We start from the raw sequence: 25,270 nt of genomic DNA, 5'->3' as shown, positions 1-25,270 counted from the left end.
CGTGACGAATGTGAAACCGGAGCAGACGGCGTCGGCGTTACACCGCCGGGCGCACCGCTTTTCGCATGACCTCGCCGAGCCGCGCCGCGGTGACGTCGTCGAAGACGTCCTCGAGCAGCAGTTTCTTACCATCCGGCCCGGCCAGCGGCACTCGCCAGTTCGGATACTCGTCGGTGGTGCCCGGCTGATTCTGGGTGCGCAGGTCGCCGACGGCGTCGGCCAGCGACAGCGACAGCAAGCGCGACGGGGCGCGGCCGAGATAGCGGTGCAGGGCCTCGACGATCTGCGCGGTGTCGGCCTCGGTGTCGCCGCTCAAGAGCCCGACGCGGCGCAGCTCGTCCAGCCAGCTGTTCTGCTGCTCGCGGTCGTCGGCCAACTCCTCGGCGGCCGGCCGCGTCAGCAGCCCGAGTTCATCGCGCAGGCGGACGTGTTCGCCGGCCAGATAGCCGGCGGTCGGAGGCAGGTCGTGCGTGGTGACGGCCGACAGGCAGTACTCGCGCCACCGCTCGGCGGCCAGCGGGGCCCCTGCCGGTCCGTGAGCGCCGTCGCGGTCGGCCTCGAACCACAGGATCGAGGTACCGAACAAACCGCGCTCATTGAGGTAGTCGCGCACCCACGGTTCGACGGTGCCGAGGTCCTCGCCGACGACGACGGCTCCCGCCCGGTGGGCCTCGAGCGCCACGATGCCGATCATCGCCTCGTGGTCGTAGCGCACATACGTGCCGTCGGTGGGCCGCGCCCCGTTCGGAATCCACCACAGCCGGAACAACCCGATGATGTGGTCGATCCGCACACCGCCCGCGTGCCGCAGCACCGCGTTGACGAGTGCGCGGAACGGCTCGTAGGCGAGCTTCTCGAGTTCGTCGGGCCGCCAGGGCGGTTGCGACCAGTCCTGGCCGAGCTGGTTGAACTCGTCGGGAGGAGCGCCCGCTGTGACGCCGAGCGCGAGCACATCCTGCAGGGCCCACGAGTCCGCGCCGTTGGGGTCCACGCCCACGGCGAGGTCGTGCATGATGCCCAGGCTCATCCCGGTCTGCAGCGCGGTGGCCTGCGCCGCGGTGAGCTGGTCGTCGAGCTGCCACTGCAGCCAGCGATGGAAGTCGACGGAGTCGGCGTGCTCGGCGGCGAACTCAGCGACGGCGTCACCCGCAGGATGCTGCAGTTGCCGAGGCCACTGGTGCCAGTCGGCGCCGTACCGTTCGGCCAGCGCGCACCAGACGGCGAAGTCGTCGAGGCTGCGGCCCTCGCGCTCCCGGTAAGCGGCGTAGGCCAGGTCCCGCCCCGCCGAGCGCGGTACCTCGTAGACCGCTTCCAGCGCCGAGCGCTTCGCCTTCCACGCCGCGTCACGGTCGACCTGCTCGGCGCGGTCGGCACGCGACTGCACGGCCTCGCGCAGTTTGCGTAACCGGTTGCGGCGGCGGACATAGGCGTATTCGGGGATCGCTTCGACCCGCAGATAGATCGGGTTGACGAACCGGCGCGAGGTCGGAAGGTACGGCGAGGGCTCCATCGGTGCGACCGGAGCGGCCGCGTGCAGCGGATTGACGAGGACGAATCCCGCGGCATGTCGGGCGGCCGACCACACCGCCAGATCGGTCAGATCGGTCAGATCGCCGATACCCCAGGACTTTTCGGACCGCACGCTGTAGAGCTGGGTGGCCAGGCCCCAGTTCCTGCCGGAAGGGGGCACTAGCGACGCGGGGGAGACGATGACCGGGGTGCTGAACTCCGCCCCGTCGGCGTGCAGCTCCAGGCGGTGGTATCCGATCGGCAGGTCGGCGGGCGTCTCGAAGGTCGCCTCGCCGACCAGTCGCCCGTCCAATTCGTAAGGGGGCCTGTTGTTTTCGAGTTGCGGCAGGTCCGTCCGCTTCGACCCGTCCTCCAGTCGGATTCGCAGCGACACCGCGTTTCCGTGCGTGACGTGCACCCAGAACGTCGAAGTGGCGCCGGTGCGCCCAATGATCGTCGGCGGAAGGTGGCGTGACCAGTACTCGCGGTCGTGCGCGGCGAGTGCGGCGGCGCGGTCGTCCTCGGTGCCTGCGGCGACGCCCAACGCGGCCAGCACCGAGACCAGCGTCGAGGAGGCCACGGAGATGCGCGTGCCCGTCCAGTCTTCGTAATCGGTTGCGACACCGTAGCGTCGCGCCAACTCCACTAGCGACGCGGCGGGCCCTGTCATGTCGCCAATCTTGCCCGGAATCGGTCACCACGTCTCATCACAGGCTCGCTCATACCCGATCTGCGCGAAGTCAACCGGCACTGAATCCGGCCTCGGCCCTGGTGGGTAGTGTCGGCCGGTATGGCGCCCGACCAACAGGAGACGGCCGAGGCGCAGAGTCGGCGGGCTCGACTCGCGGTGGCAGCGCTGTTCTTGACCAACGGCGCCGTGTTCGCGAACCTGCTGCCGCGCTACCCCGAGATCAAGACCGATCTGGGGATGTCCAATTCGGCGTACGGCGCGGCGGTCGCCGCGTTCTCGGCGGGGGCGCTGGCGGCGGGGCTGAGCGCGGCCGCGCTCATCCGGCGTTACCGCTCGTCGCGGGTGGCTGTCGTCGGCACCATCGGAATCGGTGTCTTCGTGATGCTCGCGGGCATGGCGACGTCTCCGGTGTTGTTGGCCGCCGGGCTGTTCGCGGCGGGGACCTGCGATGCGGTGACCGACGTCGCGCAGAACGCACACGGCTTGCGGGTGCAACGCATCTACGGTCGTTCGATCATCAACTCGCTGCATGCGGTGTGGGCGGCGGGCGCGATCATCGGCGGTGTGATGGGCGGGACGGCGCTCGCGTTGGGCATTTCGCGCCCGCTGCATCTCGGCTTCTCAGCGGTGCTGTGCAGCGTGGTCGTCATCGTTGCGTACCGCTTTCTGCTCCCGGGGTCCGATCACGACGACTACCGGCAGGGGCGCGCCGACCGAGCGGGCGGTGCCGGCGGTGCGGTGTACGCCGCGCTGCTCGGGCTGGTGCTGATCGCCGTGGCTGGTGCGATGGTCGAGGACGCCGGCAACTCCTGGGCCGTGTTGTATCTGCGTGACGCGCTCGGTGCGCCCGGGCCGATCGCGGTGTCGGGCTACATCGCCGTGGTCACATTCCTTTTCATCGGGCGGCTGGTCGGTGACCGCCTGGTCGACCGGTTCGGAGAACGCACCGTGGTGCGCACGGGTGGCGCGATCACCGCGATCGGTATGGGCCTGGCGCTCGCGTTCCCGTCCGTTCCGGGCACGATCGCCGGTTTCGCGATGGCCGGCCTCGGCGCGGCCACCCTCGTGCCGTCGGCCATGCACGCCGCGGATCAGCTGCCGGGCCTGCAAGCGGGCAGCGGTCTGACGATCCTCACCTGGCTGATGCGCATCGGGTTCCTCGTCGCCCCGGTGCTCATCGGGGTGATCGCGGACGCGACGAGCCTGCGCACCGGCCTGCTCGTCGTGCCGGTCGCCGGCATCGTGGTCGTGTTGTTGTCGGGTGTGCTCAGTGCGCGACGCCGGCAAGCTCGATCGTGAGCACGCCGCCGACGACGAGCGCGATACCCAGAGCCATCACCCAGGTCAGTGGTTCGGTGAACACGAAGCGCGCGATGACCGCGACCAGCGCCACGCCGCACGCGGTCCACACGCCGTAGGCGATGCCGACCGGCATCCCGAGCGCCAGCGTCAGCCACAGCAGATAGAACGACGCCAGGTAACCCAGGACGATCGGTGCGATCCAGGCCTTCTTGCGGAACCCCTCCGAAGCCCGCAGCGACAGCGTCGCGAACACCTCGAAGACGATCGCGCCGGCCAGTGTCCAGTACATCACCGGTGTTCGACCGCCCGGTGCGAACCGAACTCGATCAGCAGCACACCGGCGATGATCAGGCCGATGCCGGCGACGATCGGCCAGGTGAACGGGTCACCGAACAGGACAGCGGCGAGAACCGCGGTACCCGCCGTCCCGACCGCTCCCCAGATTCCGTACGCCACCCCGACCGGCACTCCGGCGCGCAACACCAGCGTCAGAAATGTGAAGGCCGCGAGGTAGCCCCCGACGACGACGAGAAGCCACGCCGAATGATCCTGGGACGCCCGCAGCGACAGCGTCGCCGCGACCTCGACGACGATCGCACCGGCCAGCAGCGTCCACTTCTGCACCCGATCAAGCTAGCCGACCGGTCGGCTCTGCCCGTGCGGCGAGAGCGGAACCGCTGACCGGACGGCCAGTTCGGACGCGCGCGTAGCCTGAACTGGCTGTATTCCATCGATGGAGGAGTCCCATGCCGTACGACGTGGAGTTCCGGTGACCGCAGGGGCACGGGGCAGCGACGACGCGCTCGTCGTCGACACCGCGTACGGACCGGTTCGCGGCCTCGACGACGGCACCGTGAAGGTGTGGAAGGGGCTCCGGTTCGCAGCCCCGCCTGCGGGTGAGCGGCGGTGGCGGGCGCCCGAACCGCCGCAGCGCTGGTCCGAACCGGCGGACGCCACGACGGTCGGCCCGGTGTGCCCGCAGCCGACGGACCCGCGCATCCCGATCGACCTCGGCGCTCCGCAGGGCGACGACTGCCTGAGCCTGAACGTGTGGGCGGCATCGAACATCGAGCCGGGCGCGGGCAAACCGGTGATGGTGTGGGTGCACGGCGGCGCCTACGTCCTCGGTTCGTCGGCGCAGCCGCTCTATCACGGCCGCACGCTCGCCGCCGACGGCGACGCCGTGATCGTCACGGTGAACTACCGCCTCGGAGCGTTGGGCTTCCTGGACCTGTCGGCGGTGAGCGACGACTTCGCCACCAACCTCGGCCTGCGCGACGTGCTGTTCGCGCTGCAGTGGGTGCGCGACAACATCGCCGGGTTCGGAGGAGACCCGAACCGCGTCACCGTCTTCGGAGAATCCGCCGGTGGCGGGATCATCACCACGCTGCTGGCCAGCCCGGCCGCCGCCGGCCTGTTCGGCGCGGCGATCGCGCAGAGCTCACCGGCGACCTCGGTCTACGACCGCGAGCGCTCGCAACGGGTGGCAGCGCTGTTGCTCGACCGGCTCGGGCTGAGCTCCAGCGACGCCCAGCAGTTGGTTTCGGTGCCCACCTCCGCGCTGATGACCGCCTCCAAGCAGGTTTTCGACCACATCCCGGTGAGCACCCCTGGCACGCTGGCGTTCGCGCCGATCATCGACGGCGATGTGGTGCCTGCGCATCCGGTCCAGCTCGCCCGGGATGGGCGCACCCTCCCGGTGCCGCTGATCATCGGCACCAACAAGCACGAAGCCGCACTCTTCCGCTGGATGAAGTCGCCGCTGATGCCGATCACGCCCAAGGCGATCCGGGCGATGTTCGCCGAGATCGCCGCCGAACAACCCGACCTGCAGCTGCCCGACGAACAGCAGATCCGCGCGGCGTACCGGGGCCGAGGAAAGACCATCGGTATGGGCGTCGCGCGCGATATCGGGTTCCGGATGCCGTCGGTCTGGTTCGCCGAGGGTCATCGCGAGGTCGCACCCGTGTACCTCTACCGATTCGACTTCGCCACCCCGATGTTGCGGCTGCTGCGGCTCGGCGCCGCGCACGCGACCGAATTGCCGTACGTCTGGGGCAATCTGGTCGCCGGCCCCAGGGATCCGACCTTCAAGCTCGGCGGGCGCAGGACGGGGAAGGAGGTCTCGGCGCGCATCCGGCGGCGCTGGGTGAACTTCGCCGTCGACGGCACACCCGCGGGCTTCGCCGGCGACCCGGTGTGGCGGCCGTACCGCACCTCCGATCGCGCCACCTTGCTCATCGACGCCGAGGACAGGGTGGTCGACGACCTCGACCACGATCTACGCACCGCGTGGGGCGATCAAGTGCTGAGTTTTCGCTGAGACGTATGCTGGGCCCGGAGGTTTCGAAGTGGATGTGAGTGGCGCCTTCTCGCACGTATTGCCGCCGTTGATGCACGATCCCGTGGTCTTCGCGGTGCCGTTCTTCCTGCTGCTGCTGGTCATCGAGTGGGCGGCCGCCCGCAAGTTGGCCCACGAGGAGGCCGATCGTGCACCGGCCGGTGCGTATCAGCGGTCCGACGCGTGGGCCAGCATCTGGATGGGCGTGGTCTCGATCGGCACGAGCGGGGTGCTGAACTTCATCGCGCTGCTGGGCTATGCGGCGTTGTTCGTCTACGTCGCGCCGTGGCAGCTACCCGCAAATGCGTGGTACACGTGGGTGATCGCGATCGTCGGGGTGGACCTGCTCTACTACGTCTATCACCGGATGGCGCACCGGGTGCGGCTGATCTGGGCCACTCATCAAGCGCACCACTCCAGCCAGTACTTCAACTTCGCCACCGCACTGCGGCAGAAGTGGAACATCAGCGGTGACGTGTTCCTGCGGGCGCTGCTGCCGCTGTTCGGCGTACCGCCGTGGATCGTCTTCGCCAGCTTCTCCATCAACCTGATCTACCAGTTCTGGATCCACACCGAACGCATCGGGAAGCTCTGGGGCCCAATTGAATTCGTGTTCAATACGCCGTCGCACCACCGGGTGCACCACGGCATGGACCAGCAGTACCTCGACAAGAACTACGGCGGCATCTTCGTCCTGTGGGATCGGCTGTTCGGCAGCTTTGCGGCCGAGACGGTCCGCCCGCACTACGGGCTGACCAAGCAGGTCGACACCTACAACATCTGGACGTTGCAGACACACGAGTACGTGGCGATCGCGCGTGACATCCGCAGGGCGCGGCGGTGGCGCGACAGGCTGGGCTACATGTTCGGCCCGCCCGGGTGGGCGCCGGCGCGACCGCCGCTCGTGGCAGAGCAGCCGTCGGCCCCCATCAGCGCCTGAGCCACGCAGCGCCTCTGCGCGCCGTAATCTGCGCTGTGTGAAAACCGTCTTCGACGCCCCGGTCGACGCCGGTCTGGTCGAACGTTCGCTGGCGACAAGCACGTTGGGCTCGGTGTGGCTGGACGAGCGCGTCGGCCCGCCGCGGCCGCAGTTCCCCGCCCTGACGAAGCCGGTCACCTGCGACCTGATCGTCGTCGGGGGCGGATACACCGGCTTGTGGACCGCGCTGCACGCCGCGCGACGCGACCCCGATCAGCGCATCGTGCTCATCGAAGCCAACCGGGTGGGCTGGGCAGCGTCGGGCCGCAATGGAGGCTTCGTCGATGCCAGCCTGACGCACGGCACCGCGAACGGAAAGGCACGCTGGCCCAACGACTTCGACGTTCTCGAGGAAATGGGCTTGGACAACCTCGACGGTATGCAGGCCGAGATCGCCGAACTGGGCCTCGACACCGACTGGCAGCGCACCGGCACCCTGACAGTGGCCACCGAACCGCATCAGGTGGAGTGGTTGCGCCAGGCCGCGGCCGACGGCGAGGGGGAGTTCCTCGACACCACCCAGGTTCGCGACGAGGTGGCCTCACCGACCTACCTCGCCGGCCTGATCGACGCCCACACCTGCGCGATCGTGCACCCCGCCAAGCTGGTGTTCGAACTCGCCAGGGCGTGCCAGGACGCGGGGGTGCGCCTCTACGAGCACACCAACGCCGTCCGGCTGGATTCCGGTGGCGTCGGGTTGCGTATGCAGACCGGCCAGGCCGTCGTCACCGCGCGGCAAGCAGTGCTCGCGACCAACGTCTATCCGAGCCTGCTCAAGCGCAACTGGCTGCATACGGTGCCGGTGTACGACTACGTGTTGGCCACCGAACCGCTCACCGACGACCAGCGGGGCCGCATCGGCTGGCGCGGCAGGCAGGGAATCGACGACTGCGCCAACCAGTTCCACTACTACCGCCTCACCGCGGACAACCGGATCGTCTGGGGCGGGTACGACGCCGTCTACCACTTCGGGCGCAAAGTGCGGCCCCGCTACGAGGACCGGCCTGCGAGCTACCGCCGGCTGGCCGAGCACTTCTTTTTGACCTTCCCGCAACTCGACGACGTCCGATTCAGTCATCGGTGGGCCGGCGCGATCGACACCAACACCCGGTTCTGCGCGCACTGGGGGCTGGCCAGGGACGGCCGCGTCGCATACGTCAACGGCTTCACCGGACTGGGCGTTGGCGCTTCCCGGTTCGCCGCCGACGTGTGCCTGGACCTGCTCGAAGGCCGGCCCACGCCGCGCACCGAACTGCAGATGGTGCGCGAGCGTCCACTGCCGTTCCCTCCCGAGCCGCTGGCCACCGTCGGCATCCAGGCGACCCGGTGGTCACTCGACCGGGCCGACCACGCCGCCGGACGCCGGAACGCCTATTTGCGGACGCTGGATGCGCTAGGCCTCGGTTTCGATTCGTAGCTGTCCCGTGCCGAAACCGCGGCCGGGGCGTAACGTCTCTGTGACCTTCACCGATGGGCAAGTGACGGGACCATCGTCGAGTGGTTGCTCCTGGTCGGGCGGTGATTGTCGGCTCTCCCGACCCGGTAAGCGGCTCACAACGCGCCGGTGCCGAAACTTCATCGGCACGACGAGCGGAGACGACAGTGCGCCGACATTCGCTACGGGTACTGGCGGCGCTGGCCGCCCCGATCACCGCGGTTGCGCTGATGTCGGCGCCCGCGCAGGCCAACCCGGGCGTCCTGGTCTATCCCGGCATGGAGATTCGCCAGGACAACAACGTCTGCACGCTGGGTTATGTCGATCCGGCGACCCGGATCGCGTTCACCGCAGGCCATTGCCGAGGCAGTGGGCCGGTGCGCGACCGCAACGGCAACCTCATCGGTATGCAGACGGTGTACCGCGACAACACCCCCAACGGTGCGACCGTCGACACCAATCACCAGATCGCCGACTGGGAGGCGATCGCGCTCGCACCCGACGTCGCGGTCAACGACGTGCTGCCGGGCGGCAAGGTGCTGGTGGCCGACCTCGGTGTCGTGCCGACGGCCGGGCAGCCGGTGTGCCATTTCGGCGTGGTCACCGGCGAGAGCTGCGGCAACGTCGAGGCCGTCAACAACGGCTGGTTCACGATGGCCAACGGTGTGGTCAGCCAGAAGGGCGACTCGGGCGGCCCGGTGTACGTGATCACCCCCGACAACCGGGCGGTGCTGATCGGCATGTTCAACAGCACGTGGGGCCAGTATCCGGCCGCGGTGTCCTGGCAGACGGCGAGCCAACAGGCCAGCGAGGCCGTCATCTCCGCCGCATCCGCCAACGTCGGCTCCGTATCCCTGCCCTAACGCACGAGCTCGAACACCGGAATCGACGGCGCCGCGGCGCGCAACTCCTCCGGTGACGACGTCGGCGTCAGACCGCCGACGTGTCCCTTGACCTCCCAGAACCAGCGGTCCAGGTAGCGGACGAGCAGCTCGGGCTTGACCTCGTCGGGCACCTCGGCGATCCGCACCTCGCGGCGGCGCCACCGCGGACCGACCTCGACGACGCCGGCCGCCCTTGCGTTGCGGGCCCACTGGGTGTGACCGCGCGGGGAGACGAGGTAGTCGCGACCGCCCACCGGGAGCACGTTGACCACCACGCTTCGGCGCTTGCCCGTCTTGCGGCCTCGCACCGAGAGCGCCTTGGTCCCGGCAACACTGACACCGGCCTCGGCCAGCCAGCGGAAGACGTGGTTGATGACGCGGGCGGCCCGCGTCGGTTCGTCGTAGCGCGTTGTCATCCCAAAGGACCTCCTCGATCAGAGAGCGGTGCTCTCTAACTGAGGGTGCCACCTCGCCGCGACAAAATCAAGAGCAGTGATCTCGCTTTGTGTCACACTCGGCACATGGGCAAACGGGCCGAGAGCCGGCAGCGGATCGAGGAGCAGATCATCGAGTTGGGTCGGCGTCACCTCGTGACCGACGGCGCGGCCGGGCTCTCGCTTCGGGCGATCGCCCGCGACCTCGGCATGGTGTCCTCAGCGATGTACCGCTACGTGTCCAGCCGCGACGAACTGCTGACGCTGCTGCTGGTCGATGCATATTCCGAACTCGCCGATCACGTCGACCACGCCCGAGGCGAAGGCACACCGTGGCGCGAGCAGTTTCGCGCGATGGCGCACGCCGCCCGCCGATGGGCGGTCGAGGAGCCCGCCTCGTGGGCGCTGCTCTACGGCACCCCGGTGCCCGGATACCAGGCGCCCCGAGAACGCACCGTAGGCCCGGGGACCCGCGTCGTGGCTGCCTTGTTCGACGTGGTCGGCGCCGGTATCGCCGCCGGTGACATCCCCTCGTCGAAAACGGTTGTCGACGAACCGCTGTCGTCGGATTTCGAGGCGTTGCGCGACGAGTTCGACTTCGGGGGCGACGACGGCGCGATCGCCAAGAGCTTCCTGGCATGGGCGGCTCTGGTCGGTGCGATCAGCCTCGAGGTGTTCGGCCAGTACGGGCCCGACACGCTGACCGATCCCGCGGCGGTCTTCGATCTGCAGATCGGCCTGCTGATCGACGCACTGCAATCAGATAAGCATTGACTTATATAAGTTGTGACTTTAATTTGAAGGGGTGCACGCGTTCGACGTCCTCGGCGATCCGGTGCGCCGCCGGATCCTCGAGCTGTTGGCCGACGGCGAGCAGCCCGCAGGAGCCATCGCCGAGACCATCGGCGACGAGTTCGCGATCACCCAGCCCGCGGTCTCGCAACATCTAAAAGTGTTGCGCGACAACGGGTTCACTTCGGTGCGGCCGGACGGTCAGCGCCGTCTCTACGCCGTCGACGGGGCGGCGATGCGCGACGCCGACGAGTGGCTCGCCGGCTTCCGGCGGTTCTGGTCGCCGAAGCTCGATGCACTCGGCACCGAGATCGCGCGCGGTAAGCGACAACGACGAAAGAAGGCAACATGACCGAGATCGACGTGGACCACCAGATCAGTGCCGTCGCACGCACCGTCGGGAAACGCACGATCGACGCCGGCGAGGCACACGTCGTCACCATCAAGCAGACCTACGACACCGATCAGGCGGATCTGTGGGATGCCGTGACCAACATCGAGCGCATCCCGCGGTGGTTGATGCCGATCTCGGGCGACCTGAAGGTCGGTGGCAGCTATCAGTTGCACGGCAACGCCGGCGGAACGATCCTGACGTGCGACCCGCCGAAGAGCTTCACCGCCACCTGGGAGTACGGCGGCAACACCAGCTGGATCGAGGTCAGCGTCAGCGACCAGGGCGCGGACCGGGCACAGTTGGTCATCGAGCACATCGCCGTCGTCGGCGACGAGATGTCGCTGCAGTTCGGCCCCGGCGCCGTGGGCATCGGCTGGGACTCGATGGTGCTCGGGTTGGCGATGCATCTGTCCACCGGGGAGGCGGTCGACCCGGAGTTCGGGGCACAGTGGGTCACCACCGCCGAGGGTCGACGCTTTCTGGCGTTGTCCAACGACGCCTGGTACGAGGCGAACATCGCCTCCGGCGCCGACCCCGCCGCCGCGCGGGAGGCTGCCGACCGGTGCCTGAAGGCGTACTACGGCGAGGCCTGAACTAGAACACGTTCTAGCCAAGTGGACAGCCCGCGGATATTCTCGACGCGATGCTTGCCCAGACACCTGTCCAGATCGCGTGGGTGACGCGGGACCTCGAGGCCACCGAGAGCGCGCTCACCTCGATGTTGGGCGCCAAGAAGTGGGTGCGCATGCCCGGCGTCCACTTCGCCCCGGAGGCGTGCACGTACCGCGGTGAACCCGCCGACTTCGTGGCCGACATCTCGCTGAGCTACGCCGGCGACACGCAGCTCGAACTGATCGCACCGGTCTCGGGGCGCAATATCTACGCCGACTTTCTCGACACCGCGGGCCCCGGCATGCACCACATCTGCATCGAGGTCGACGACGTGGAAGCGGCACTGACCGAACGGAAAGCCGAGGCGGTGCAGCGCGGCGTGATGCCCGGTGGCATGGAGTTCGCCTACATCGCCGCCGCCGGTGTGCCGTACCTGGAGATCGCCCACATCCCCGACGAGATCAGGGCATTCTTCGACTACATCAAACAGGAGCAGCAGTGAGCACCATTGAGATTCCCGACACCGTCGACGCCGCCGATGTCGCGTCGTGGTCCGACGAATTCGATGTCGTGGTGGTCGGATTCGGCATCGCAGGCGGGTGTGCAGCGGTCAGCGCCGCCGCCGCGGGCGCTCGGGTGCTGGTGCTGGAGAAGGCCGCCGACGCCGGCGGGACCAGCTCGATGGCCGGCGGACACTTCTATTTGGGTGGCGGGACCGCGGTGCAGCAGGCCACCGGTCATGAGGACAGCGCCGACGAGATGTACTCCTACCTCGTCGCAGTGTCGTGTGATCCGGAGCTCGACAAGATCCGCGCCTACTGCGACGGCAGCGTCGAACACTTCAACTGGTTGGAGGACTTGGGTTTTCAGTTCGAGCGCAGCTACTACCCGGGCAAGGTGGTGGTGCCGCCGGGCACTGAAGGCCTCTCGTACACGGGCAACGAGAAGGTGTGGCCGTTCTGCGAGCAGGCCAAACCGGCACCGCGCGGCCATTCGGTGCCGGTACCCGGTGAGCTCGGGGGAGCCGCGATGGTCATCGACCTGTTGGTCAAGCGCGCCACCGAGCTCGGTGTGCAGATCCGCTACGAGACGGGAGTGACCAATCTGGTCGTCGACGACGGGTCGGTGGCCGGCGTGCGTTGGAAGCACTTCGGCGAGACGGGCGCGATCAAGGCGAAGGCGGTGATCATCGCCGCGGGCGGGTTCGCGATGAACCCCGAGATGGTCGCCGAGCTCACGCCGGCGCTCGGCCAGAAGCGCAAGACCAAGCACCACGGCGAGGTGGAGCCCTACATCCTGGGCAATCCGAACGATGACGGCCTGGGTATCCGGATGGGCATCTCGGCGGGCGGCGTCGCCAAGAACATGGATCAGCTGTTCATCACCGCCGCGGCGTATCCGCCGGAGATCCTGCTCACCGGTGTGATAGTCAACAAGTACGGCCACCGCTTTGTCGCCGAGGACTCATACCATTCGCGCACTTCGGCTTTCGTGCTCGAACAGCCTGAGCAGACGGCCTATCTCGTCGTCGACGAGGCCCACATGGAGATGCCCGAGATGCCGCTGATCAAGTTCATCGACGGTTGGGAGACCGTGGAGGAAATGGAAGCGGCGCTCGGTATTCCGCAGGGCAACCTGGTCGCGACCCTGCATCGGTACAACGAATTCGCCGCTCGCGGTGAGGATCCCGACTTCCACAAACAACCCGACTACGTCGCAGCCCAGGACACCGGCCCGTTCGCGGCGTTCGACCTGTCGCTGGGGCGCGCGATGTACTCGGGTTTCACCATGGGCGGACTGGCGGTGTCGATCGACGGAGAGGTCCTGCGCGAGGACGGCTCCGCCGTCTCAGGCCTCTATGCGGCGGGAGCGTGCGCGTCCAACATCGCCCAGGACGGCAAGGGCTACGCCAGCGGAACCCAACTCGGCGAAGGGTCGTTCTTCGGGCGGCGGGCGGGTGAGCACGCAGCCAGGCGCGCGGGCGCACACGCTGTGGCGCGTTAGACCTTCGCCGGTTCGTCACCCTCAACGCGACCCAGTCGCCAGTCGCCGTCGCCCAGCAGCTCGAGTTCGTGGGTGTGGTGCTGTTCGACCGTGCTGCGGTGGCTCACACTGACCAGGATGGTGTCGGGCAGTTCGGTGCGAACCAACTGATAGAGCATGAACTCCAGGCCCTCGTCCAGGGCCGACGTGGACTCGTCGAGGAACACGGCCTTCGGTTTGGTCAACAGGATTCTGGCGAACGCGATCCGTTGCTGTTCGCCGGGCGAGAGCACCTTGGCCCAGTCGTCGACCTCGTCGAGGCGGTCCGCAAGATGCGGCAGCGCCACCTTGTGCAGCGTGTGTTTCAACGTCCTGTCATCGATGTCGCCGACTTCGTTGGGGTAGCTGACCACGGTGCGTAGATCGCCCAGCGGCACATACGGCATCTGCGAGAGGAACATCGTCTCGTTGGGCCCACACGGGCGAGTCAGTCGGCCCGAGGTGAACGGCCACAGCTGCGCAAGGCTGCGCAGCAGGGTGGTCTTGCCGCTGCCCGACTTGCCGGTGACCACCAACGAGTCACCGACCTCCAGCCGCATGTCGAGCGGTCTGATCAGTTGTCGGCCATCGGGAGTGCGGACTTCGACGGCGGAGAGTTCGACGGTGCCGTCCGCGCACGGCGCGGTGGTCAGTTCGGGCAGCGCCCGGCCCTCATCGTTGGCGACCACCAGGCCGTGCAGCCGGATGATCGCAGCCCGATAACCGGCGAACTGGTCGTAGACGTTGCGGAAGAACGACAGGCCAGCCTCGATGTTGCCGAACGCCGCCGCGGTCTGGCTCATCGCGCCGAGCGTGATCTCACCGGTGAAGAACCGGGGAAACTGCAGCAGATAGGGCGGCACGACGATGATCTGGTCCATCGACAGGTTCCAGCCGTAGAAGCCCATCATGCGGTTGATGTAGCGCTTGTAGTTGCTGACCACCGGCGCGAACAGCCGCCGCAGCCCTGACCTTTCGGCGATCTCGCCGCGGTAGAAGGCGACCGCCTCGGACGCGTCGCGCAGGCGCACCAGCGCATAGCGGAAGGCGGCGTTGAACTTCTCGTTGTAGAACGACAGCCAGATGATCGGCCTGCCGATCCAGAACGCGAAGACCGAAGCGAGCAGCACGTACGCCAACAGAATCCAGAACATCGCCCGCGGCACGTCGCCGATGAACGGCAGCGTGAGCGTCCCCGACAGGTTCCACAGGATCGCGGTGAAGGAGACCATCGAGACGATCGCACTGATCGCGCCGAACAGCAGCGTGGCTGTCGAGGTGTTGTTGGGTGTGTTCGGCAGGCCGCCGACGCCGGCGGTGAAGATGTCGATGTCGTACTGGATGCGCTGGTCGGGGTTGTCGATGGTGTCGTCGATGAATCGGCCGCGGTAGTAGGCCTTGTCGTCCAACCAGTCACTGGTGAGCCGGTCGGTGAGCCAGACCCGCCAGGCCAACATGAACCGCTGGGTCAAGAAGAGGTCGAGCATGATCCGCGCGACGTGGATGACGGCCAGGATTGCGAAGATCATCATCGACAACCAGAACCCGTCCCTGCCGGAGTTCCGGATGGCGTCGTCGCCGGTGCCCAGGCCGGACGCCACCACCTGAAAGCTGGTCATCATGTCGTTGCCCTGGAAGGTGAACAGCACCGTCAGGCGGACCCCGATGATCACCGAGAGCAGCAGCGTGCCCAGCCACAGCCAGATCCTGACGCTCTCCGGACCCTTGAAGTAGTCGCCGGTGATCCGCCAGAACTGACGGCCCCACTCGGTGAACTTCGCGATGAGCACCAAGACGATCAGAGTGCACACCGCTGTGATCGCCCAGGCTCGGGCGATCCACACCAGCGATATCCACAGTTCACTGCCCCAGTCCAGCGTCGGGGTGAACATTCCCTCATTCACTCCGGCAAGGTACCTTCTCCGACCGCCGCAGGCGTTTCAGAGGGACCAACCACGGGCCGCGAGTCGGACAACGTGCGCTCATCGGGCGAATGTGGAGCGCAGATGGGCAGCCAGGTCTTCGGCGTCGACATGCGCCGCCGCGTAACCGAGATAGCCGTCGGGCCGCACCACGAACATTGCCCGCTCGGCGCAGTGGTAGGCGCGGGCGAACTGTCCGTCTGCGTCGCGGATCAGCGGCAGCGCCGTGTCGGCGACGTCGGCGTCGGGCGCGGCGACCAGGTGCACGGTCACGCGCTCGCCCGCGACGGCGATCGCCGCTGCGGCGGCACGTTCGAAGTCCGCGACGTCGGCGGGGCCACAGCCGGCACCCGCGTACAACAGCGTGGTGTGGTCGCGGCCGAAGAGCTGGAACAACCGCAGCGGGCCGGTCACGGTGTCGCGTGTCAGCCCGTTCGCGTCGTCGGCTCGGCGTCCTGCACCCGACGCGACGATCGGGCTGTCCGCGTAATCGATGAGCAACTGCGCCTCGCGGCGGATCACGTACTGCGGATCGGTCGAGTCGGCGCCGATGCCGTCGCGGGCGCTGCGCACGGTGCGCCCGACCACCTCCTCGCCGACCGGCCGGCGTTCGGCGTCGTAGCTGTCGAGCAGATCGGGCGTCGCGGCGCCCGACACCGCCAACGCCAGTTTCCAGGCCAGGTTGTGGGCGTCCTGGATGCCGGTGTTCATCCCCTGCGCACCGGTCGGCGGGTGGATGTGGGCGGCGTCACCGGCGACGAACACCCGACCGCACCCGTAGGCGTCGACGATGCGGTGACTGATCCGGAACACCGACGACCAACGCAGGTTGCGCGCGGTGGTCGGTTCGGGGGAGAGCCGGTCCAGGACGGCCTGGATGTGGTGCAGTTCGGGCGCGCGGACACCCTCGAAGCCGTGCGCGACACCGTCGGCGGGTGCGCTGGCCAACTCGTCGGGCACCAGCATCGACATCCGGTACCGGCGGTGATGCTTCGAGTCCGCCCGCGCAGCGTCGGGCAGCGGTATGCACACCAGCAGATCGTCCGTGGTGCCGTCGGTCTGGTGCATCGACCGGACGGCGTAGCCGCGCGGCAGCGACCAGTCCACGTCGACGTCTCCGAGCATGTACTGCTCGGCGAACGCGCCGCCCTCGAAGGTGAGCCCCAGGGCCTTGCGTACCGTGCTGTGCGCGCCGTCCGCGCCGACGAGGTAGCCGGCCCGCACAGTGCGTTCACCGTCGCCGATCAGCGTCGCGCTCACGCCGTCGGCGTCCTGGTCGAAGCCGGTCAGTCGCCAGCCACGCTCGACGCGCACCCCGCGCGCCGCGAGTTCGTCGCGCAGGATGGCTTCGGTGGCGTACTGAGGAATCGCGACGAAGCCGAAGGGCACATCGGCGGGGACGTCGAAGTCGGCCTTCGCGACCTGTTCGCCGTTGACGTAGACCAGCTGACCGCGCATCGGGGTCGCCGCGTCGAGGATCCGTCCCAGGATGCCCATGTTCTCGAAAACCTCGAGTGAGCGTGGTTGCACACCAACGGCTTTGGCGTGCCGCGGCGGCTCGGGCAGCGAGTCGACGATACGGCAATCGACGCCGCGCCTGGCCAGCTCGATGGCGGCGGTGAGACCGACCGGCCCGGCGCCGGCGATCAACACTTGCGTTTCCTCGGGGTTCCTCACGCGTGGTTATGCTGCCACCATGAGCAGCGACGCGCCGGTTCCGTCGACCGTGAACGCGGGGCATCTGATCGCGCGGCGGTTGCGGGCGAGCGGAATCGACACGGTGTTCACGCTTTCCGGCGGGCACCTGTTCTCGGTCTACGACGGTTGCCGGGCGGAGAACATCCGGCTGGTCGACACCCGCCACGAGCAGACCGCCGCGTTCGCCGCCGAGGGCTGGTCCAAGGTGACCCGGGTGCCGGGTGTCGCGGCGTTGACGGCCGGGCCCGGTGTCACGAACGGCATGAGCGCGATGGCCGCCGCGCAGCAGAACCAGTCACCGCTGGTTATCCTCGGCGGTCGCGCACCGGCCATGCGGTGGGGGCAGGGCAGCCTGCAGGAAATCGACCACGTCCCGTTCGTCGCGCCGCTGACCCGCTTCGCCGCGACCGCGCAGGCGCCGGATGCCGTTGCGGGACTGGTCGATGACGCGCTGCGCGCCGCGGCCGGGACGGCGGGCGGGCCCTCGGGTGTGTCGTTCGTCGACTTTCCGATGGACCACGTGTTCAGCGAGGCCGCGGACACCGGCGCGCCAGGAGCGCTGAGCGAACCGACCGCGGTGGTGCAGGCCGACGGTGCCGCGTTGAGCGCTGCGCTTGGCCTGCTGGCCGAGGCGCAACGGCCGGTCATCATGGCCGGGACCAACGTCTGGTGGGGGCGCGCCGAGACGGCGCTGCTGAATCTGGCCGAGGCGCTGCGCATTCCGGTGCTGATGAACGGGATGGCCCGCGGCACGGTCCCCGCCGACCACCAGCTCGCGTTCTCCAGGGCGCGGTCAAAGGCGTTGAAGCAGGCAGATGTTGCGCTGGTGATCGGCGTGCCGATGGACTTTCGGCTGGGCTTCGGGGGTGTGTTCGGCGCAGATACCGCGCTGATCGCCGTCGACCGATGCGCCCCGGATCGACCGGCCCCGCGACCGGTCGCCGCCGGCCTGTACGGCGACATCAGCGCCACGCTGTCCGCCCTGTCGACGGTCGGCGCCAACGATCACGAACCCTGGATCGCCGACCTGCGTGCCACCGAGACCGCGATGCGTGCCTCCGAGGCCGATGAACTGCGCGACGACCGCACGCCGCTACACCCCATGCGCGTGTACGCGGAAATCAGCGCCATGCTCGACCGCGACGCGATCGTGGTGGTCGACGCAGGCGACTTCGGCTCCTATGCCGGCCGCGTCATCGACAGCTACGTGCCCGGCGCCTGGCTCGACAGCGGCCCGTTCGGCTGCCTGGGTTCCGGACCGGGCTACGCCCTGGCCGCCAAGCTGGCCCGGCCCGATCGCCAGGTGATCCTGCTTCAGGGCGACGGGGCGTTCGGGTTCTCGGGTATGGAGTGGGATACGTTGGTGCGCCACGGGATTCAGGTCGTTTCGGTGATCGGCAACAACGGTGTCTGGGCGCTGGAGAAGCATCCGATGGAGGCGATCTACGGGTATTCGGTGGTGGCCGACCTGCGGCCGGGCACCCGATACGATGAGGTCGTGACCGCGCTCGGCGGACACGGCGAGTTGGTGTCGGCACCCGCCGAACTGCGACCCGCCCTCGAGCGCGCCTTCTCCTCGGCGCTGCCCGCGGTGGTGAATGTGCTGACCGATCCGACGGTGGCCTACCCCCGTCGCTCCAACCTCGCCTAGCCCTATTTCCGCGAGCGCGCGTGTTTGCGCACGAAACGCCGCCAAATCTCAGCACTTTGCGCACCCTCACACCGCAGCGAACGCGACGAAAATCGCTCGACCCGTTCGGCGTTCGGGCCATGCTGGACTCATGGAGGTGGACATTCACGATTCCGCCGACGAGTTCCGCACAATCGCCGAACCGGTGTACCGGCGCGACCCGGTCACCAACACCGTCGAGCTGACAGTCCTTGCCGCGGCAATCCCCGACGGCACCCTGCTGATGTCGGTGTGGCAAAACTCGGATGTCGTCGGCGTCGCGATGCAAACACCGTCATACCCGTTGGTGTGCAACGGTATTCCGATAGATTGCGCCGACGTCGTCGCCGGCGATCTCCTAAGGAGGCGACCCGATCTGACCGGGGTGCGCGGGCTCCGTCAGGTGGCCGTCGCAATCGCCGACGCTTGGCAGTCGCACGGCGGGCATCCGGGCGGCGTCACGCTCGAAGAGCGGCTCTACCGGCTGGGAACCCTGCAGCCACCGACCGGCGTTGCAGGAGCGCCCCGATGGGCCGACGAGACCGATCGCGCCCTCCTGACCGACTGGATGGAGCGCTTTTTCGGCGAGACGTTCGGCCACCCCCGCGACGACGCCGCGAGGGCTCGCTTCGTCGACGCCGCCGCCGTCCGGGGCGACCGGTTCCTGATGTGGGACGTCGACGGCACACCGGTCAGCACGGCGCTGCTGCATGCGCCGGTGGCGGGGGTGTCGCGCATCGGCCCGGTCTTCACACCGGCGGAGCACCGGGCCCATGGCTACGGCTCGGCCGTCACCGCCGCGGCCTCCCGGGCCTCGTTGGAGCGTGCCGACGCGGCGGTGGTGCTGTTCACCGATCGTGCCAACCCGACCTCGAACGCGATCTATCGAAAGATCGGCTTCGAGCCGGTGTGCGATTTCGCCCGCATCGACTTCCGCGCGGTCGACCAACCCTGAGCTGCTGGCGAAATGCGGCGTCGCGAAGCGGGCACGCGCGCCCGCGGCCAGGAGCGCAGCGCGTACGGTAGCGGTGTGGCAAAGACGAAGACCCGCACTTCAGGTCGTGTCAGCAATAGGTTCTGGAAGCTGCTCGGCGCCAGCACCGACCGGAGCCAGGCGCAATCGATGGCGCAGGTGCGCAACTCGGCGGACTTCGACGAGAAGGCCGCGGCGCTCGACGACGAAAAGCTGGCCAAGGCCGCCAAGTTGCTCAACCTCGACGACCTCGCCGAGTCGAGCGACATCCCGCAGTTTCTGGCGATTGCCCGCGAGGCCGCCGAGCGCAAAACCTCGCTGCGGCCATTCGACGTTCAGCTTCTGGGTGCCCTGCGCATGCTCGCGGGCGACGTGGTCGAGATGGCCACCGGTGAAGGCAAGACGCTCTCGGGTGCGATCGCAGCGGCCGGTTACGCCCTGGGCGGGCGCAGTGTGCACGTCATCACGATCAACGACTACCTCGCGCGCCGCGACGCCGAATGGATGGGCCCGCTTCTGGAGGCGCTGGGCCTGACCGTCGGCTGGATCACCGAGAGTTCGACGGCCGAGGAGCGCCGCGCGGCCTACCAGTGCGACGTCACCTACGCCTCGGTGAACGAGATCGGGTTCGACGTGCTGCGCGACCAGTTGGTCACCGACGTCGCCGATCTGGTCTCGCCGAACCCCGACGTCGCGCTGATCGACGAGGCCGACTCGGTGTTGGTCGACGAGGCGTTGGTGCCGCTGGTGTTGGCCGGCACCACCCACCGCGAGACCCCCAAGGTCGAGATCATCCGCATGGTCGGGGAACTCACCCCCGGCGTCGACTACGACACCGACACCGACAGCCGCAACGTCCATCTCACCGAGATCGGCGCCCAGAAGATGGAAGCCAAACTCGGCGGCATCGACCTGTACTCCGAGGAGCACGTCTCGGGCACGCTGACCGAGATCAACGTGGCGCTGCACGCCCACGTCCTGCTGCAACGCGACGTGCACTACATCGTCCGCGACGACGCTGTGCACCTGATCAACGCCTCGCGCGGCCGCATCGCGCAGCTGCAGCGCTGGCCCGACGGCCTGCAGGCCGCGGTCGAGGCCAAGGAGGGCATCGAGACCACCGAAACCGGCGAGGTGCTCGACACCATCACGGTCCAGGCGCTGGTGAACCGGTACGCGACGGTGTGCGGTATGACCGGCACCGCGCTGGCGGCCGGCGAACAGCTGCGCCAGTTCTACAAGCTCGGCGTGTCACCGATCGAACCGAACAAGCCGAACATCCGCGAGGACGAGCCCGACCGGGTGTACGTCACCGCGGCCGCCAAGAACGACGCGGTCGTCGAGCACATCAAGGAGGTTCACCAGACCCGCCAGCCGGTGCTCGTCGGCACGCGCGACGTCGCGGAATCCGAAGAGCTGCACGAGAAGCTCGTCAAGGCAGGTGTTCCCGCAGTCGTGCTGAACGCCAAGAACGACGCCGAAGAGGCCGCGGTGATCGCCGAGGCCGGCACGCTGGGCAGCGTCACGGTGTCCACGCAGATGGCAGGCCGGGGTACCGACATCAGGCTCGGGGGCTCAGACGAGGCCGACCACGATGAGGTCGCCGAACTCGGCGGGCTGCACGTCATCGGCACCGGCCGCCACCACACCGAGCGATTGGACAACCAGTTGCGAGGCCGCGCCGGGCGCCAGGGCGATCCCGGCTCGTCGGTGTTCTTCTCGAGCTGGGAAGACGACGTCGTCGCGCATCTGGAACCCAACAAGCTGCCGATGGAGACCGACGAGGACGGCCGCGTCGTCAGCCCCAAGGCCGCCAGCCTGCTCGACCACGCCCAGCGCGTCGCCGAAGGCCGGATGCTGGACATCCACGCCACCAACTGGCGCTACAACCAGCTGATCGCTCAGCAGCGCTCGATCATCGTCGAACGACGAAACACCTTGCTGCGCGCGCCCACAGCGCGCGAGGAGCTCGCCGAGCTGTCGCCGAAGCGTTACGAGGAGGTCGTCGAACGGCTCGGTGAGGAGAAGCTGGAGACGATCTGCCGGCTGATCATGCTCTACCACCTCGACCGGGGCTGGGCTGACCACCTGGCGTACCTGGCCGACATCCGCGAGAGCATCCATTTGCGGGCGCTGGGCAACCAGACCCCGATCGACGAGTTCCATCGCATGGCCGTCGACGCGTTCGCATCGCTGGCCGCCGACGCGATAGAGGCGGCCCAGCAGACGTTTGAAACCGCGCCGTCGATCGAGGACGAGCCGGGCGTGGACCTGTCGAAGCTGGCCCGGCCGACCTCGACGTGGACGTACATGGTGCACGACAACCCACTGGCCGACGACTCGCTCTCGGCGCTGAGCCTGCCGGGCGTGTTCCGCTAGGTTTAGCCCATGACCGAGGCGCATGGCCAGGTGCCTTCGCCGCCGGAGGGGGCGGGTCAGGCCCGCGACCGGGTGCTCACCGTGCCCAACGTGCTCAGCGCGGTGCGTCTGGTGCTGGTGCCGGTCTTCCTGTGGCTGCTGCTCGTGGTGCATGCCAACGCCTGGGCGGTGGCCGTGCTGATGTTCAGCGGGTTCTCCGACTGGGCCGACGGCAAGATCGCCCGGCTGGTCGACAACCAGTCATCGCGGCTGGGGGAGCTGCTCGATCCCGCCGTGGACCGCATCTACATGCTGACGGTCCCGATCGCCATGGGGCTGCACGGGTCGCTGCCGTGGTGGATCGTGCTCACCTTGATCGGGCGTGACGCCGTGCTGGCCGCGACGCTGCCGCTGCTGCGCAGCCGCGGCCTGACCGCGCTGCCGGTCACCTACATCGGCAAGGCCGCCACGTTCGCGTTGATGTCGGGTCTGCCGCTGATCCTGTTGGGGCAGTGGGACGCCACGTGGAGCCGGGTGGTGCTGGCCATCGGGTGGGGCTTTCTGATCTGGGGTCTGCTGATGTACCTGTGGTCAGGGGTGCTCTACCTGATCCAGGTGGGCATGGTGGTGCGCCAACTGCCGAAGGTGTCGCGATGACGCAGAGTTTCCGCAACACACTCGGCGGCTATGACCCGGAGTCGGGCCGCAACGCCCACGAGGCGAACCGGCCGACCAAGATTCCGGTGCCGTCCCTGCTGCGGTCGCTGCTGACCGATCACCTCGATCCGGGGTACGCCGCGGCCGCCGAGGCGAAGGTCGCCGGCCGCGAGCGGCCGAAGTGGCAACAGTGGGTCTGGCAGCTGGCGGGTGCCTTGCTGCTGGTGGTGGTGTTCGCCGCCGCGGTGGCCCAGGCGCGCGCGACCGCACCCGGTGTCCAGGAGACGCAGCATGTGCTTGCGGGCAGCGTGCGGACGGCGCAGGCCGACACCACCGCGGCCGCCGAGCGCCGGGACACACTGGCGGCCGAGGTCGACGACGAACGCCGCAGGCGCCTGGAGGGCGACGCACGCGGCCAGCAGTTGCTCAGCCGCCTCGACGAGGCGAGCTTCGCCGCCGCGGCCACGCCCGTGATCGGGCCCGGGCTGACGATCACCGTCACCGACCCGGGCGCGTCGTCGGCCAACCTGAGCGACGTGTCCAAAGAACGGGTCCCGGGCAGTAGGCAGGTGATTCTCGACCGCGACCTGCAACTGGTCGTCAACTCGTTGTGGGTCAGCGGCGCCGAAGCGCTGTCGGTCGGCGGTGTGCGGATCGGCCCCAATGTCACTATCCGACAGGCGGGCGGCGGCATCCTGGTCGACAATCAACCGATCAACAGCCCTTATGTCGTCCTCGCGATCGGACCGCCGCACGCGATGCAGGAGGTGTTCGATCGCAGCCCGGGCCTGCAGCGGCTGCGGCTGCTGGAGGCCTCCTACGGTGTCGGGGTGAGCGTGAGCACCGGCGACGGGCTGCAGCTGCCCGCAGGCTCGGTCCGAGAATTGAACTTCGCCAAGCAGATTGGGCAATGACACGAACATGGAGTCAGACACATGATCGGAATCGCCGCACTGATCGTGGGCGTGGTGCTCGGCCTGGTGTTTCGCCCCGACGTGCCCGAGTTCGTCCAGCCCTACCTGCCGATCGCGGTCGTCGCCGCGCTCGACGCAGTCTTCGGCGGCCTGCGCGCGTACCTGGAGCGCATCTTCGACTCGAAGGTGTTCGTGGTGTCGTTCGTGTTCAACGTGTTGGTCGCCGCGCTGATCGTCTACCTCGGCGACCAGTTGGGGGTCGGCACGCAGTTGTCGACGGCGATCATCGTCGTGCTCGGAATCCGGATCTTCGGCAACGCAGCCGCTTTGCGCCGCAGGTTGTTCGGCGCGTGATGACGAGGAGTGCCCATGAATGAGCACACACCGCAGCATTCCCTACCCGATGACAACGACGACCGTCGCGCCGGCGGCGGCCGCCACGAACTGCCACCCGACGAGCCGTCTCAGGACATCGGCGATCTGCGCGCGGGCGGAATCGCCGGGGTGATGCGGAGGGGCCGCTCCCAGGTGGTGTTCGGGGCGCTGGCCGTGGTGCTGTGCGTACTGCTCGGTGTGGCGATCGTGACCCAGGTTCGACAGAACGAGTCCGGTGACTCGCTCGAGACCGCCCGGCCCGCTGACCTGTTGGTGCTGCTCGACTCGCTGCAACAGCGGGAGGCTGCGCTGAACACCGAGGTGAACGATCTGCAGCGCACCCTGGCGCAATTGCAGGCCTCCGGCAGCAGCGACCAGGCCGCCATCGAGAACGCCCAGGCCCGGCTCGCCGCGCTGTCCATCCTGATCGGCACCGTGCCCGCGACCGGCCCCGGTGTGACGTTGACCATCACCGACACCGCGCCCGGGGTGCCCGCCGAAACGCTGCTCGACGTGATCAACGAACTGCGCAACGCCGGCGCCGAGGCAATGGAGATCCGCGGAGGGGGAGCCGACGCGCAGACCGCGGTGCGCGTCGGCGTCGACACCTGGGTCGTCGGCAACCCGGGCGCCCTGGTGATCGACGACGTCACCATGAGCCCCCCGTATTCGGTTCTGGCCATTGGCGATCCGCCCACCCTGGCCGCGGCCATGACCATTCCCGGCGGCGCCATGGACAGCGTCGAACGGGTCGGCGGCAGCATGGCTGTGCAGCAGTCCGACCGCGTCGACGTGACCGCCTTGCGACAACCGAAACAGCGCCAATACGCTCAGCCAGTCAAATAAGGGTCAGTTGCCAACCCGGGCCGAACCGCTGAACAACGAGGAGCGCCGTGAGCGAAATCCCAGCCGACCTGCACTACACCGAAGAACACGAGTGGGTGTTGCGCACCGGCGACGACACCGTGCGCGTCGGTATCACTGATTACGCCCAGTCGGCACTCGGTGACGTGGTGTTCGTCCAGCTGCCCGACGTCGGTGCCGAGGTGACTGCCGGCGAGTCGTTCGGCGAGGTGGAGTCCACCAAGTCGGTGTCGGACCTCTACGCCCCCGTCACCGCGAAAGTCGTTGCGGTCAACGGTGATCTCGAGGGAAGTCCGCAGCTCGTTAACTCCGATCCCTATGGGGAGGGTTGGCTGGTCGAGCTGCAGGCCGACCCCGCCGCCCTGGAGCAGGGGCTGGGCACACTGCTGGACGCCGACGGCTACCGCAGCACAGTGAGCGAGTGACGGGTTGTTAGGGTTTTGCA

General features: G+C 68.2%; 24 protein-coding genes. 18 read left to right on the top strand and 6 right to left on the bottom strand.

The genetic code is table 11. The features are described from left to right. Positions 1-37: 37 nt before the first annotated feature. Positions 38-2,179: a 4-alpha-glucanotransferase gene (gene malQ, locus CEX88_RS12085; protein ID WP_094293658.1), complete on the bottom strand. Its 2,142-nt coding sequence runs from the start codon at positions 2,177-2,179 to the stop codon at positions 38-40. Between the two features lie 120 nt (positions 2,180-2,299). On the opposite strand from malQ, the gene CEX88_RS12080 reads away from it, so the two are divergent. Beyond that, on the top strand, positions 2,300-3,499 hold the full coding sequence (locus tag CEX88_RS12080) for an MFS transporter (protein WP_094293657.1): 1,200 nt from the start codon (positions 2,300-2,302) through the stop codon (positions 3,497-3,499). On the opposite strand, the gene CEX88_RS12075 is transcribed toward CEX88_RS12080, so the two are convergent. After that, entirely contained in the window at positions 3,468-3,791 is a 324-nt protein-coding gene (locus tag CEX88_RS12075; RefSeq protein WP_094293656.1) for a DMT family transporter, read from the bottom strand. The genes CEX88_RS12080 and CEX88_RS12075 overlap by 32 nt on opposite strands. Further along, positions 3,791-4,126: a DMT family transporter gene (locus tag CEX88_RS12070; protein WP_094293655.1), complete on the bottom strand. Its 336-nt coding sequence runs from the start codon at positions 4,124-4,126 to the stop codon at positions 3,791-3,793. The genes CEX88_RS12075 and CEX88_RS12070 overlap by 1 nt, the downstream gene beginning before the upstream one ends. Positions 4,127-4,235: 109 nt before the next feature. Between CEX88_RS12070 and CEX88_RS12065 the strand changes: the two genes are divergently transcribed. From CEX88_RS12065 to CEX88_RS12050, 4 genes are all read left to right on the top strand, one after another. After that, complete coding sequence (locus CEX88_RS12065; RefSeq protein ID WP_094293654.1) at positions 4,236-5,825, top strand: carboxylesterase/lipase family protein; 1,590 nt, start codon at positions 4,236-4,238, stop codon at positions 5,823-5,825. Positions 5,826-5,895: 70 nt separating this feature from the next. Further along, positions 5,896-6,783, top strand: a complete 888-nt coding sequence (locus CEX88_RS12060; protein ID WP_094293704.1) for a sterol desaturase family protein — start codon at positions 5,896-5,898, stop codon at positions 6,781-6,783. A gap of 37 nt (positions 6,784-6,820) precedes the next feature. Further along, positions 6,821-8,239, top strand: coding sequence for an NAD(P)/FAD-dependent oxidoreductase (locus CEX88_RS12055; RefSeq protein WP_094293653.1), 1,419 nt, complete (start codon positions 6,821-6,823; stop codon positions 8,237-8,239). Between the two features lie 185 nt (positions 8,240-8,424). Then, on the top strand, positions 8,425-9,120 hold the full coding sequence (locus CEX88_RS12050) for an Rv1815 family serine proteinase (protein WP_094293652.1): 696 nt from the start codon (positions 8,425-8,427) through the stop codon (positions 9,118-9,120). Here the strand turns inward: CEX88_RS12050 and CEX88_RS12045 are convergent. Continuing rightward, a complete protein-coding gene (locus CEX88_RS12045; RefSeq protein ID WP_066843989.1) occupies positions 9,117-9,557 on the bottom strand; it encodes a nitroreductase/quinone reductase family protein in 441 nt (146 codons plus the stop codon). The two genes, CEX88_RS12050 and CEX88_RS12045, sit on opposite strands and share 4 nt — an antisense overlap. A 105-nt stretch (positions 9,558-9,662) precedes the next feature. Here CEX88_RS12045 and CEX88_RS12040 point away from each other — a divergent pair, with 105 nt between their 5' ends. Genes CEX88_RS12040 through CEX88_RS12020 form a run of 5 tightly spaced genes read left to right on the top strand, consistent with a single transcriptional unit; the run spans position 9,663 to position 13,377 of the window. Beyond that, positions 9,663-10,349 (top strand): TetR/AcrR family transcriptional regulator, encoded by a 687-nt coding sequence (locus tag CEX88_RS12040; RefSeq protein ID WP_066843986.1) that lies wholly within the window; start codon positions 9,663-9,665, stop codon positions 10,347-10,349. Between the two features lie 31 nt (positions 10,350-10,380). Next, a complete protein-coding gene (locus tag CEX88_RS12035) occupies positions 10,381-10,719 on the top strand; it encodes an ArsR/SmtB family transcription factor (protein WP_066843983.1) in 339 nt (112 codons plus the stop codon). Continuing rightward, a complete protein-coding gene (locus CEX88_RS12030; protein ID WP_066843981.1) occupies positions 10,716-11,354 on the top strand; it encodes an SRPBCC family protein in 639 nt (212 codons plus the stop codon). Before CEX88_RS12035 ends, CEX88_RS12030 begins: the two co-directional genes overlap by 4 nt. 50 nt (positions 11,355-11,404) lie before the next feature. Continuing rightward, positions 11,405-11,875, top strand: coding sequence for a VOC family protein (locus CEX88_RS12025; protein ID WP_066843979.1), 471 nt, complete (start codon positions 11,405-11,407; stop codon positions 11,873-11,875). Further along, positions 11,872-13,377: an FAD-binding protein gene (locus tag CEX88_RS12020; RefSeq protein ID WP_066843976.1), complete on the top strand. Its 1,506-nt coding sequence runs from the start codon at positions 11,872-11,874 to the stop codon at positions 13,375-13,377. The genes CEX88_RS12025 and CEX88_RS12020 overlap by 4 nt, the downstream gene beginning before the upstream one ends. Here CEX88_RS12020 and CEX88_RS12015 read toward each other — a convergent pair. Together CEX88_RS12015 and CEX88_RS12010 are read right to left on the bottom strand one after the other, a co-directional pair. Further along, positions 13,374-15,287 carry an ABC transporter ATP-binding protein/permease gene (locus CEX88_RS12015; protein WP_066843972.1) on the bottom strand — a complete coding sequence of 638 codons (1,914 nt, stop codon included), beginning with the start codon at positions 15,285-15,287 and terminating at the stop codon, positions 13,374-13,376. The two genes, CEX88_RS12020 and CEX88_RS12015, sit on opposite strands and share 4 nt — an antisense overlap. Positions 15,288-15,377: 90 nt before the next feature. Next, positions 15,378-16,994 (bottom strand): FAD-dependent monooxygenase, encoded by a 1,617-nt coding sequence (locus tag CEX88_RS12010; protein ID WP_094293651.1) that lies wholly within the window; start codon positions 16,992-16,994, stop codon positions 15,378-15,380. 19 nt (positions 16,995-17,013) lie between these two features. Here CEX88_RS12010 and CEX88_RS12005 point away from each other — a divergent pair, with 19 nt between their 5' ends. From CEX88_RS12005 to gcvH, 8 genes are all read left to right on the top strand, one after another. After that, positions 17,014-18,666 carry an acetolactate synthase gene (locus CEX88_RS12005; RefSeq protein WP_066843966.1) on the top strand — a complete coding sequence of 551 codons (1,653 nt, stop codon included), beginning with the start codon at positions 17,014-17,016 and terminating at the stop codon, positions 18,664-18,666. 130 nt (positions 18,667-18,796) lie between these two features. Beyond that, on the top strand, positions 18,797-19,639 hold the full coding sequence (locus CEX88_RS12000; RefSeq protein WP_094293650.1) for a GNAT family N-acetyltransferase: 843 nt from the start codon (positions 18,797-18,799) through the stop codon (positions 19,637-19,639). A gap of 75 nt (positions 19,640-19,714) precedes the next feature. After that, positions 19,715-22,036: an accessory Sec system translocase SecA2 gene (gene secA2, locus CEX88_RS11995; RefSeq protein ID WP_094293703.1), complete on the top strand. Its 2,322-nt coding sequence runs from the start codon at positions 19,715-19,717 to the stop codon at positions 22,034-22,036. Positions 22,037-22,045: 9 nt separating this feature from the next. Further along, the gene (locus CEX88_RS11990; RefSeq protein WP_066843961.1) at positions 22,046-22,672 is read left to right on the top strand and encodes a CDP-alcohol phosphatidyltransferase family protein; all 627 of its coding nucleotides are present in this window, start codon (positions 22,046-22,048) and stop codon (positions 22,670-22,672) included. After that, positions 22,669-23,586: a DUF881 domain-containing protein gene (locus CEX88_RS11985; RefSeq protein WP_066843958.1), complete on the top strand. Its 918-nt coding sequence runs from the start codon at positions 22,669-22,671 to the stop codon at positions 23,584-23,586. The genes CEX88_RS11990 and CEX88_RS11985 overlap by 4 nt, the downstream gene beginning before the upstream one ends. A 21-nt stretch (positions 23,587-23,607) precedes the next feature. Next, entirely contained in the window at positions 23,608-23,940 is a 333-nt protein-coding gene (locus tag CEX88_RS11980; protein WP_066843955.1) for a small basic family protein, read from the top strand. Positions 23,941-23,955: 15 nt separating this feature from the next. Beyond that, on the top strand, positions 23,956-24,807 hold the full coding sequence (locus CEX88_RS11975) for a DUF881 domain-containing protein (protein WP_066843952.1): 852 nt from the start codon (positions 23,956-23,958) through the stop codon (positions 24,805-24,807). Positions 24,808-24,854: 47 nt separating this feature from the next. Next, the gene (gene gcvH / locus CEX88_RS11970) at positions 24,855-25,250 is read left to right on the top strand and encodes a glycine cleavage system protein GcvH (protein WP_064393703.1); all 396 of its coding nucleotides are present in this window, start codon (positions 24,855-24,857) and stop codon (positions 25,248-25,250) included. Positions 25,251-25,270: the final 20 nt, after the last annotated feature.

Origin of the sequence: Mycobacterium neumannii, from assembly GCF_002245615.1 — a bacterium.
In the GTDB taxonomy this organism is placed as follows: Bacteria; Actinomycetota; Actinomycetes; order Mycobacteriales; family Mycobacteriaceae; genus Mycobacterium; species Mycobacterium neumannii_A.
The sequence above is the reverse complement of the archived record's forward strand: the minus strand, read 5'-3'. Positions and strand labels throughout refer to the sequence as shown.